The 11,626-nt window shown below is 65.5% G+C and carries 7 protein-coding genes and 4 tRNA genes; 4 read left to right on the top strand and 7 right to left on the bottom strand.

Annotated elements, in window-relative coordinates:
* Positions 1-13 precede the first annotated feature (13 nt).
* Positions 14-439: a DUF6069 family protein gene (locus OG225_RS37835; RefSeq protein WP_405179467.1), complete on the top strand. Its 426-nt coding sequence runs from the start codon at positions 14-16 to the stop codon at positions 437-439.
* Between the two features lie 63 nt (positions 440-502).
* Here the strand turns inward: OG225_RS37835 and OG225_RS37830 are convergent, their stop codons facing one another.
* The 7 genes from OG225_RS37830 to OG225_RS37800 all read right to left on the bottom strand — a co-directional run bounded on the left by OG225_RS37830 (position 503) and on the right by OG225_RS37800 (position 5,352).
* Complete coding sequence (locus tag OG225_RS37830; RefSeq protein WP_254190569.1) at positions 503-1,222, bottom strand: polyprenol monophosphomannose synthase; 720 nt, start codon at positions 1,220-1,222, stop codon at positions 503-505.
* Between the two features lie 136 nt (positions 1,223-1,358).
* Complete coding sequence (locus OG225_RS37825; RefSeq protein WP_355089237.1) at positions 1,359-1,541, bottom strand: hypothetical protein; 183 nt, start codon at positions 1,539-1,541, stop codon at positions 1,359-1,361.
* Between the two features lie 1,780 nt (positions 1,542-3,321).
* Positions 3,322-3,395 (bottom strand) — tRNA-Phe (locus OG225_RS37820).
* Between the two features lie 58 nt (positions 3,396-3,453).
* Positions 3,454-3,527: transfer RNA gene (locus tag OG225_RS37815), tRNA-Asp, on the bottom strand.
* A 28-nt stretch (positions 3,528-3,555) separates the two neighbouring features.
* Positions 3,556-3,628 (bottom strand) — tRNA-Glu (locus OG225_RS37810).
* Positions 3,629-3,742: 114 nt separating this feature from the next.
* Entirely contained in the window at positions 3,743-4,408 is a 666-nt protein-coding gene (locus OG225_RS37805) for a TetR family transcriptional regulator (RefSeq protein ID WP_405179466.1), read from the bottom strand.
* 871 nt (positions 4,409-5,279) lie between these two features.
* Positions 5,280-5,352, bottom strand: a tRNA-Lys gene (locus OG225_RS37800).
* 1,531 nt (positions 5,353-6,883) lie between these two features.
* Here OG225_RS37800 and OG225_RS37795 point away from each other — a divergent pair.
* The 3 genes from OG225_RS37795 (at position 6,884) to OG225_RS37785 (ending at position 11,601) form a co-directional block, all read left to right on the top strand.
* Entirely contained in the window at positions 6,884-7,849 is a 966-nt protein-coding gene (locus tag OG225_RS37795) for an acyl-ACP desaturase (RefSeq protein WP_405179465.1), read from the top strand.
* 154 nt (positions 7,850-8,003) lie between these two features.
* On the top strand, positions 8,004-9,146 hold the full coding sequence (gene dusB / locus OG225_RS37790; protein WP_109525626.1) for a tRNA dihydrouridine synthase DusB: 1,143 nt from the start codon (positions 8,004-8,006) through the stop codon (positions 9,144-9,146).
* Between the two features lie 310 nt (positions 9,147-9,456).
* Entirely contained in the window at positions 9,457-11,601 is a 2,145-nt protein-coding gene (locus tag OG225_RS37785; RefSeq protein ID WP_405179464.1) for an LCP family protein, read from the top strand.
* Positions 11,602-11,626 lie beyond the last annotated feature (25 nt).

Raw genomic sequence — 11,626 nt, 5'->3', positions numbered from 1 at the left:
GGAGAAGGTCACCATGTCCGTCGCACAACCCGCAGACCGCGTCCTGCCCATCCCCGCACTCAACCGTCCGACAGCGGTGTTCGGCGGTATAGCCGTCGCCCTCGTACTGAATCTGATCGTCTGGCTGATCGGCGCCGCCGCGGGCGGTGAATTCACCTCCGAGGGAGAGCCCGTCGCCCCCGGAGGCGTCATCGTGATGTCGATCGTTCCGCTGCTCATCGGACTCGGGGCCGCCGCCCTGCTGTCCTACAAGTGGGTGGCGGTGCTGCGCGTCGCGGCCGTGGTCGGCTCGCTGCTCGCCCTCGGCACCATCGCCCTGACGGTCGCGGCCGAATTCGACACCGCGTCGACGGTGGCGCTGTCGCTGATGCACGTGGTGCTGGTGCCCGTCATCATCGTCGCCACCGAGGGGCTGCACCGGAAACTGACCCGGAGCTGACGAACACGACGGCGGGGTCGCGCATCCGAGGACGCGCGACCCCGCCGGTCGTTTCGGCCCGGTCTACACCGAGCGGCCGAACAACAACTTCCACGGCATCAACGCCGATTCCAACTGCACCCTCAGACTCATCTTGGACGCGCCGACGGTGCGTTCCTCGAAGCGAATCGGCACCTCGGCGATCGGGATGCCCTTCTTGACAGTGCGGTAGTTCATCTCGACCTGGAACGAGTAGCCGTTGCTCCGGATCGAGGCGACGTCGATGGCACGCAACGTGTCGGCCTTCCACGCCTTGAAACCGGCGGTGGCGTCCTTGACGCTCAGACGCAGGATCAGGTTCACGTAGAAATTCGCCCACGCGGACAGCGCCTTGCGGTACCACTTCCATTCCTCGGCGGTCGACCCGCCGGGCACATACCGGGACCCGAGCACCACACCGGCGTCGGTGGTCTCGAGTTTCTCCAACATCGCGGGAATCACCTCGGCCGGATGCGACAGATCCGCGTCCATCTGGATCACCACGTCCGCGCCTTCGTCCAACGCGCGGGTGATCCCGGCGATGTAGGCGCGGCCGAGGCCGTCCTTCTCGGTGCGATGCAGTACACCCACCGTATTCGGCGATTCGGCCACCAGTTTGTCGGCGACTTCACCCGTTCCGTCCGGTGAATTGTCGTCGACCACGAGTACATGCAGGTCGGGTACCGGCAGCGCCGTCAGCCGCTCCACCGCAACCGGCAGATTCTCCCGCTCGTTGTAGGTCGGCACAACAACGGTAACCCTCAAGGGTCGCCCTCCCTGCTCACCTGGTCCGGCCCCACAGCCCACGGTGGACCGCCGAGCACTCGGTTGATTTCTGAGAACCCTAGTTGATGGACCTGAGGAGCACCCGAGGGGTATTACGCAGTGTGATCAGTCACTATCACTCACCATCACGCCACGATCGGTCCCGCGCGTCCTCACGCTCGTTGCGCGCCCGCGCGATATCGAGTGCCCGCTCGGCTGTCGCCTGATCCGGATACGGGCCCATCCGGTCCCGGAACCAGCACCGCATTCCCTGCTCTGCACGCTGATGCTTCAAGCAGTAGTACCACTTTTCCGCCATATCCCCAGCATTCCACCGATCGAACGAACCAATCCCGGATTTCGCCATGATCACGGGGATTCGCCGGGTCGGAGGGGTGTACGGGGTGGCTGTGAGTCGTGCGGGCACACGTCCCGGTGGGTCGCCGTCGTCGGCAGACCGTCGGGCGAGCGGGCAGCGGGAACGCCGGTGGTGCTGCTCTCATCGCCTCGATGCCGGGAGGCAGAGCATTCGATTCCGGAGGTGCGCGGCTCATCCCCGCTGGTGTCGGCCCGCTGGTGTCGGCCCCGGAACCGGGGCGACACCAGCGAGAGCGACCGGGCTGACGGACTGGCAGACTGGCGACGAGTTTGGTTTCCTCCCTTGCAATTTCGATATCAATTCGCCGAATCGATTCCGCAGCAGACGATTACCACTGCACTCGTGTCGACGCGCCCGATCCCGCACTCCCCAGGCGGAATTACGCGAGACCGTCATCTTCGCCTCCTCGGCCTCCCCCACTCTCCGACGCTCCGAGGCTCGACCGGCAACCTCCGCCGAAGGCCCCGCCGCGCGGTTCCGAATCAGCGGGCACGGAACGTGCTGAATCCGGCACGATTATCCGCCTACACGTTTCAGGATGGAATACATATTCACCGGGATCGCCGATTCCCGGTTGTGCAGACTGCCTACTCCCACCCAATTGCCCACATGTCACGAGTTTCGAGTGAAGAGAACTTATTCATCTCCTCGAAACGCACAACTTTTCCGGAGAAAACATGACATTTCATAGATTGTGACCGTCCCGAAGATCACCGCGTACCCCACCTGGATTTCGCTTCGCCCGGACCGTCGACACCATCCGGTTCGGCGGCCCGAAAGCGGTGGATCGGCGATCGAGCGACGGGTTCTGCCCCAGAAACGGGCTCCGATACTTCGCACAATGGAACACCGCCATCGTTTCTCCGAATGGTCTCCGTATTCGAAATAGCTCGGTCGTGGACGGTGCGCACGCCCGCTCCGCGACGCTGCGCATCGCGCGATAATCACGCGCCACACCCCTCAGCGACGCACACCGAATCCCATCGACCGAGGTCACCGCAGGCTCGGTCGACTCGCGAAACCGATCATCGTGGTGAGCAGACGGTAGGGCATCGACTCGTCTCGATGAACGTCACAGTTCGTCCCCTCAGCAGCCAAGTTCCTCGCGCCCACTCCGCGCGCAACCAGGTCGACATACCCATCGCTCACGCCGGCCGGACTCGCACGGCCCGGTCGTCACGCTGCATGTCTCCACCCGATCTGCGGACGGCCCCAACTCTCGGCGGCACGGCGCTGGTCCAATTCAGCTCTGGTCCAGCGCAGATCGATCCCCGACCAGACCCGGCCCCGATGGCCGGGCCCCACGACGGCCCAGCCCCACGACGATCGGGCCCAGGACGACAGGGGACCAGCTGCGGCCTTGTTCCAGCTGCGGCCTGTCCGGACTGCTGCCGGGTCCCAGCGGTCGCCACGCGCCTGCGGTGGCCCCGGTCCGATTAAATACCGCCGGTCCGATCCGACGGCTCGTCCAAATCAGTGCGGCCCGGTTCGAGCGCAACTCGGCCCCGCGCAACCCTGTCCTGATTGCAATCCTGATGCCGCCCAGTTCCAGTCGCAGCCCAACTCCCAGCACAGCCCTGGCCCGAGGCGCAGCCCCCTGCGGACCTGCCGCTCGACAGGCAGTGGACTACTCGACAACGTGAACTTTGCGGACAGCACACGCACTCACCGCGTGGAGAAACAAAGAATCCCCCTCGACTGGGTCAAGGGGGATTTGCGGTGGCCAGGGCCGGGATCGAACCGGCGACCTTCCGCTTTTCAGGCGGACGCTCGTACCAACTGAGCTACCTGGCCGCAGGCACCCATTCCGAATGCCATACGCGAAACGCCGGATTTCTCCGGCGTTTACTTGCGACCCTGACGGGACTCGAACCCGCGACCTCCGCCGTGACAGGGCGGCGCGCTAACCAACTGCGCCACAGGGCCTTGCGTGCTACCAACGGTCCAGAGACCGTACCCCCTACGGGATTCGAACCCGCGCTACCGCCTTGAAAGGGCGGCGTCCTAGGCCGCTAGACGAAGGGGGCTCGTCCCGGATTCCTCCGGACCGGCTTTCAACGGGTGTCCGTTGGGAGCTCGCATAGCTTATGACAGCTGTACCGCGTTTCCCAAATCGGCTGGTCAGAGCCATGAAACAGCGGCTAGAGCACGAGGCCGAGCTCCTCGAGCCGCGCGGTCGCCCGCCAGCCGTTCACCCGGAACTTCTCGGTCCACTCCGGCGTGGCCATGGACTCGATAACCACCTCCAGCGCCTCACGGAATCGCGACCGCAGATCGACCGACCCCGCCGCCAGGTCGACCATGTACCGCTGACCGGCCAGTGCCGCCGTCAGAGTGCGCGTGAAGCGGTCGGGGTCGGCATCGAGGCGCAGCTGACCGTGCTCGATCGCCCGGACGACGAGGACCCGGGTGGCACGGCCGAGGATCCGGCCACCACCGGCCTGCACATCGCGATAGAAGTCCGGTTCGATGATGAGCCGGTACTCGGCCTGCACGATGATGTCGTGCTCGAGACGTAGCGCTATCTCATCGACCATCCCGTGCAGGGTGTCGAGTGGTCCGAGATCGGCTCGCGCCAGCCACCGTTCGGCCGAGGTGCGGTAGCGCTCCACCGCCGTCTCCAGGACCGCACGCGCCAGGTCTTCCTTGGAATCGAAATGGAAGTACATGGCGCCCTTGGTCGCGCGGGAACCTTCCAATATGCGGTTGAGCGATGCAGCGGCATAGCCGCTCTTCCCGAACTCAACGGCGGCGGACCTGATAATCGCCGCGCGTGTCCGGCGGGCCCGCTCTTGCTGCCGTGCCATGCTCGAAACGCCTCCGAAGCCTACTCGCCGCCAATCGGTGCCCCCCTTAGGAACGGACCCTTGGCGCAAAGTTATGAGTTTTATCAATACTTCAAACCGGGTTTTCGCCCAGTTTCAAACTTTCGGTACGAAAACTTGCGAAAAACCTGAAACACACCAGCTGGTATAGTTTTCCTGCCCGGGTGCGCCGCAGGGGGTGCGCACCCGGGCATTACTTCTTCTCGAATGAGCCTCCTGCGGCATCGAGTCCAGGTTTGCCACGACCGGCCGAACCGTTCGCAACACGGTCGGACACACCAACGATAAGCCGAATTCCGGATCCCCGGGTGATTCGCAGATTCCTCCGGAATTCACCCACGCGTCACCGTACCCGCAATCACCTGCCGACATGCGGCAAACCGAGGAGTCAGTTGTCGGACGCGGATCACTCTCCAATGCAGCAAACATCTCGCAACCAATATTCATCCGGCCGCAGCGTCGAATTCGTCAGCAGCGCAGCGGCGTTCACCCGACTCCGCGACGCCGCACCACCCGCCCGGCACCGATCGCGCGCCAACCGATCGCGCCGCCGCCGCACTTCCCCGAGATCGGGACCGACCCACCCCGGAAATCCAAAGACTTTGCCAGGCAACATCATTCGATGATATCGAAATTGTCCGGAAATGAACAAAGCCGGACCGCGAATGGTTACCGGGGCTATCGCGAGGCACCTCGCCGTTGTTACCCGGTGCGACATCACGACCGGCGGCGGCGCCGGGAACGAACACGGGCACCGTCGCGCGCACGTCCGTACTCCAGCGATGAGCTCATGCGTGTTGTCGTACCGGAGCGAACGCCGGTTCACCGGGCGACTCCGCCCCGCCGATGCGAGTGCCCCCTGTAGGACTCGAACCTACGACCTAGTGATTAAAAGTCACCAGCTCTACCAACTGAGCTAAAGGGGCTCGGCTGGAGAGCCTACCCGACATCGGGCGCCGAGCAGAAATGCGGGGCGACGCGACATCCGGCCCGCCGGAGCACGCGACGGACCGGGCGCGCGCACGGCAGCGGCAGCGATCGGGACCGATCCGCGCGGGGTCCGCGACCACGTGAGATCGTCATGCGGCCCAGCCGATACCGAGGTCATGGACCCTCGTCGCAGCCGCGCGGACAGCGAAGTATCGGCAATCACCGAATCACCCGATCAGCGGAAAGTATCGATGATCGAGTTACCGCGCGACACCGGAAAACGAGGTACGCGGGCCCCGCGTTGCCGAACACAGCAGGCAGGATTGTGTTCTCGCTCACCGACCGACCTCGACCGGCGCGATCGGCGGCACACCGGATACGCCGCCCATCGAATGGAGCGGAGACGACGGCGAGGTGCCGAACAAGCTGAACAAGCTGAACACGACGCGGCGGACGGCGGCGCGGCCGAGCAGGTTGTGCGGAGCGACGGAGTCGGTCCGCCCCCATATGGACAAGGGCGGTGAATCGAGAATCCAATTCCGCGGTCCGATAGCGGCTTTCGGTGAGCCGATACCGGGATCGATCTGCCACTAGCGAAGGTGGCAGCATCTTGGCGCATTCACAACGGGTCGGGACGAACCTGGATGTACCACGGGTTGCCGCGCTCTCCCCGCCATCCTGTTCCTCCAGATACCCGGGGACCCAGGACCGCCGCACGTCTTCTCGCGCCCGAAGCTCGCCGGAGGTCTGGAATCGTTCCGCACCGTGCCGTCGACGGACGACGACCCGGCTCTCGGGCCAGAACCGCCAGTGACGGTGGTCGGCCCTCGCCTCAGCCGTTGCCGCCGCCCGAAGTCCGTGAAGCCGCACACGGCAGGGTGGGCATCCCGTCCCGATGACCGGCGGGGTCAGGACGAATCCTTCGCCCGGCTGGAGGCAACGTCACCATGAGCCGATATGGATCGCCCATATGAACAGACCGGTCAGTTTTGCAATTGCACTGCCTCGATCTGGTGCCGAGGGCTTACCCGCATCGGCTACATGCCGCAGTAGGCGCTGATCATCGTGACAATCGACAGCGTCCCGGCCGTGTCGACGGTTGGGTGGACCGGTTGCGTGGTCGGCGTCGTCCCACTGATGCCTGTGCAGCGGAGGCAGCCGGTCCCGCCACCGAAGATCCAATAGCGATCCGCACACTCTCGGGTCGCGAATCGATGCCGGGAAATAAGCGTCCGACGGCGGCTAACAACTGCGCGCCGACAGCGATAGACCACTCACGGCGGGCCGAAATCGCATCCGGTCCTGTGGTAATTCACAGCGTGCTCCAAGGAGGCAAGGGCTGCGAAACCACCTAGAATCGGATGCGGCGGGGGACGTCGAAGTCGACGTATGAAGTGCATCATCGGGCGATTTTTCTCCTGTCGATGCGTTTCGCATCACACCTACGGTGCCGTAAGGTATGGCCGCATCGGCACGACACCGGGGGGACGACCTGTCAGCGTGCACGCACTGGGAAGGGCTATATACATGGCAAGGGATCTGACTCAACTCGAGCTTCTCACGGAGTTGGAGCCGGTTGCCGAGGCAAACGTCGACCGGCACTTCTCCCTCGCGAAGGAGTGGCATCCGCACGACTATGTCCCGTGGGACGAGGGCCGCAATTTCGCGGCGCTCGGCGGGGCGGACTGGGATCCTGATCAGTCCCGCTTGAACGAGGTCGCGAAGGCGGCCATGATCACCAACCTGCTCACCGAGGACAACCTGCCCTCCTACCACCGTGAGATCGCCGAGAACTTCTCGCAGGACGGTGCGTGGGGTACGTGGGTCGGCCGCTGGACGGCCGAGGAGAACAGGCACGGCATCGTGATGCGCGACTATCTCGTCGTCACACGCGGCGTCGATCCGGTGGCGCTCGAAGAAGCGCGCATGATCCACATGACCAACGGTTTCGCCTCCCCCACCGAGGCGGACGCGGGCTTCCTGCACTCCGTCGCGTACGTGACGTTCCAGGAACTCGCCACCCGGGTCAGCCACCGCAACACCGGCCGGGTGTGTGACGACCCCATCGCCGATCGGATGTTGCAGCGTGTGGCGGCCGACGAGAACCTGCACATGATCTTCTACCGCAACCTGTGCGGCGCGGCCCTCGACCTGTGCCCCGACCAGGCGATCGAGGCGATCACCCTGATCCTGGAGAACTTCCAGATGCCGGGCGCGGGTATGCCCAACTTCCGCCGCAACGGCGTGCTCATGGCCAAGCACGGCATCTACGACCTGCGTCAGCACCTCGAGGAAGTGGTGCAGCCGGTGCTGAAGAAGTGGGAACTGTTCGAGCGCACCGATTTCACGGCGCGCGGCGAGGCCGTCCGTGATCGCCTGGCGATCTTCCTGGACAAACTCGGCCAGGACGTCCTCAAATTCGAAGAGCAGCGCGACCGCATGCTGGCCCGCGAGGCCAAGAAGCGCGAACTGGCGGGCGCGAACGCGGGCTGAGTCACCGCGATCACCGCGACGAGACGAGACACGAACGCGCCGGCACCGGGAATCCCGGTGCCGGCGCGTCGTTGTCGCGGTACCGAGTCCGAGCACAGCACCGCCCGTGTCAGCGGTCGTACCGACCGGAGATGAGACACTGATAGGCGTGACGATGACTACCGAGGCGACGAGCGCGCTGCGGATCGGGCCGTATCCGGTCGATCCGCCGGTGGTGCTGGCGCCGATGGCGGGCATCACGAATCTGGCGTTCCGCAAGCTTTGCCGCGAATTCGGCAGTTCCACCTCGATCTACGTCTGCGAGATGATCACCGCGAGGGCAGTGGTCGAGCGGAACGAGAAGACGTTGCACATGATGTCGTTCGACGCCGACGAACATCCGCGTTCGATGCAGCTCTACGGCGTCGACCCGGCCACCCTCGGAGAGGCGGTTCGCATCATCGTCGGCGAGGGCTGGGCCGATCACATCGATCTCAATCTCGGCTGCCCGGTGCCCAAGGTCACCCGGCTCGGCGGCGGCGCGGCGCTGCCGTACAAGCGCGCCCTGTTCCGCCGGATCGTGCAGGCCATGGTAGGCGCGGCCGAACCGGCCGGTGTTCCGGTGACGGTGAAATTCCGGATCGGCATCGATGACGAACACCTGACCTATCTGGACGCGGGCCGGATCGCCGAGGCGGAAGGCGCGCGTGCCGTCGCGCTGCACGCCCGCACCGCGGCCCAGCGCTATTCCGGTCAGGCCGACTGGTCGGCCATCGCGCGTCTCAAGGAGGCCGTGCGGACCATTCCGGTACTGGGCAACGGCGACATCTTCTCCGCCGCCGACGCCGTGCGCATGATGGACGAGACCGGATGCGACGGCGTTGTCGTCGGACGCGGGTGCCTGGGCCGCCCCTGGCTTTTCGGGGAATTGCAGGCCGCGCTACGCGGTCAGCCGCTGCCGGAAGCGCCGAATCTGGGCCGCGTCGGTGAGGTGCTGTATCGGCACGGCGCACTGCTGTCCGAACATCTGGGCCAGGAGAAGGCGATGCGCGATCTGCGCAAGCACATGGCCTGGTATCTGATGGGCTTTCCGGTCGGCGCGGATCTGCGTCGCGCTTTCGCCACGGTGTCGAGCCTGACGCAATTGCGTGATCTGATCGGGCAATTGGATCCGACCGCGCCGTTCCCCAGCGATGCCGAAGGACCGCGCGGACGACAGGGTTCACCGGGTAAGGTCGCGCTGCCGCACGGGTGGCTCGATGATCCCGACGATGTCGCGGTACCGACCGCCGCCGATGTCATGCACAGCGGCGGTTGACCCGCACCGTCCCGTCCGGAGAGCACTGTTCAGAGCACACGAATGTCCCTCGTAACTTTTCACTGTGGTTATCGCCACTCACCCTGCCCGGCAAACACGCGCGCGCGGCGAATAATCAGCGCCGCCGATATGCGTGCATATATCGCTAATATCCAGCTAACGAATTTCGGCGGGCAGAAAACATCGGTGCGACCGCTCGGGCCTCGCGCTGGGCTCGCTCGTCGTGGCGGAATCGTTATCATTGGCGAAATCGGTCATGCCGGTCGTTATCCGACCAGGCGACGACAAGAACGAAAAGCGAGGTTCGTTGGTGGGTGACGATCGGCACGGGCAATCGCCACGGCCCGGAGGTCGCGCCCCGTGGGAGCGCTATTCCACGGCGGACAGCAACGAACAAGAGGGCGCGCACACCTCGCGGCGGTCACGTCACGACACCCCCGCGGATTCCGGTTCGGCTCCACTGACGGTGCAGGATCTCGTCGAGAAGGTGGACAGCGAACGCGGCGGCCGTCGTCGTCGCGCCCAGGAACCCCGCCCCCAGGAACCCCCGGCGCAGTCCAGGAACCCCCGGACCCCGCCACCGCCCGAACCCGGTCCGCGCCCCGCCGATCCGGCACCGCGCCCCGTCGAAGCCGCCCGTCCGCCCCGCCCGGGCGGTTCAGGGGCACCCGCGCCGCACCCGGCCACCACGCAGCCCCGGCGCGGAGGTAACACCCGTCCGTCGACCGGTTCGGTGGTCGTCGACGACATCGCGGGCAAGAATCCCCCGCCGCGTCCGGCCACCGGAAAGCGCGCGCCGAAGCCGGAATTGGCCGAGGCCGTCACCGATGTGCTCGATCCGGTCACCGACGCACCGGAACCCGCACGGGCGAGAAAGGTCGCACCGCCGCCCGCCAAACGCGCCACCGACCCGAAACCGGTGGGGAAATCGCCGCTGTCCCGGCTGGCCGCGGGTAAACAGCGCCGCAACAAGCGACTCAAGACGACCGGCCGGGTCGCCGCCACCCTGTTCGCGGTACTCGTGCTGTTGATCACCGGCGGTGGCTGGAGCTACCTGCGCGCCACCAACAACTCCTTCACACAGGTGTCCGCACTCGACGACAGCTCCGAGAACATCGTTGATTCGGACGCCCAGCTCGGCGACGAGAACTTCCTGATCGTCGGCACCGACACCAGGGCGGGTGCGAACGGCAGTATCGGCGCGGGCACCATCGATGACGCCGAGGGCGCGCGCGCGGACACCGCGATGCTCGTGCACATCCCCAAGAACCGCAAGCGCGTCGTCGTGGTGTCGTTCCCTCGCGACCTCGACGTCACCAGGCCACAGTGCTCGCGCTGGGACAACGACAAACCCGGCTACACCGACGAGACGTTCCCCTCCGCGATCGGCGACAAACTCAATGCCGTCTACGCGCTCGGCGGGCCCAAATGCCTGGTGAGCACGATCCAGCGACTGACCGGCAGCACCATCAACCATTTCATCGGCATCGACTTCGCCGGATTCGAGGCGATGGTCAACCAGGTCGGCGGCGTCGAGGTCTGCTCGCCCAAACCCGTCGTGGACGAGATCCTGGGCACCGTCCTGGAGAAACCGGGCAAACAGCTCATCAGCGGTGAGACCGCGCTGAGCTATGTGCGCGCCCGGCACGTCTACGGCGAGGAACGCAGCGACTACGACCGGATCAACCGCCAGCAGCGCTTCCTCGCGTCGCTGCTGCGCGGCGCCCTGTCGAGCCGGGTGCTGTTCGATCCGGGCAAGCTGAACGGTTTCATCCGAGCGTTCACCGACGCCACCTTCGTGGACAAGGTCGCGCCGAACGATCTGCTGACACTCGGCCGCTCGTTGCAGAAGATGGACGCGGGCACCGTGACCTTCCTGACCATCCCCACCGCGGGCACCACGTCCTACGGCAACGAGATCCCCCGCGAATCCGATATCAAGGCCATCTTCAAGGCCATCAGGGACGATCAGCCGCTGCCCGGTGAGAAGCCGGTCGCGACCGACGCGGGCGCCACGACGCCCCAGCCCCCCGCTGAGACGCCGAAGACGATCGCCGTCGACCCGAACAATCTCTCCCTGCTGGTGTCGAACGGTTCGGGCGTGGTCGGAGCGGCGAATACCGCGGCCAACAAACTCGGCAACTTCGGGTTCAACATCTACAGCACCGGCAACTATTCGCTGGGCAGTTCGGCCACGACCAAAGTCAGGTACGCGCCGGGGCACGAGGCCGACGCCGCGACCGTCGCCAGTTCGATCACAGGCGCGACCCTGGAATCCGACAGCGAACTCGGCAGCATCGTCGAGGTCGTGCTCGGCAAGGATTACACCGGCGTCATCAAGACACCGACCCCGGTGGGTGATGCCATCCCGGATGTGGCCACGTCGCCGTCGACTCCGGCGATGCTGCCCGCGGACCTCGAGCATATGAACGCGGCTGACGACACCTGCGTGTAGCGCCCGTCGACGGCTGTTACCTGCG

Source organism: Nocardia sp. NBC_01377 (genome assembly GCF_045040005.1).
Lineage (GTDB): Bacteria > Actinomycetota > Actinomycetes > Mycobacteriales > Mycobacteriaceae > Nocardia > Nocardia noduli.
The sequence above is the reverse complement of the archived record's forward strand: the minus strand, read 5'-3'. Positions and strand labels throughout refer to the sequence as shown.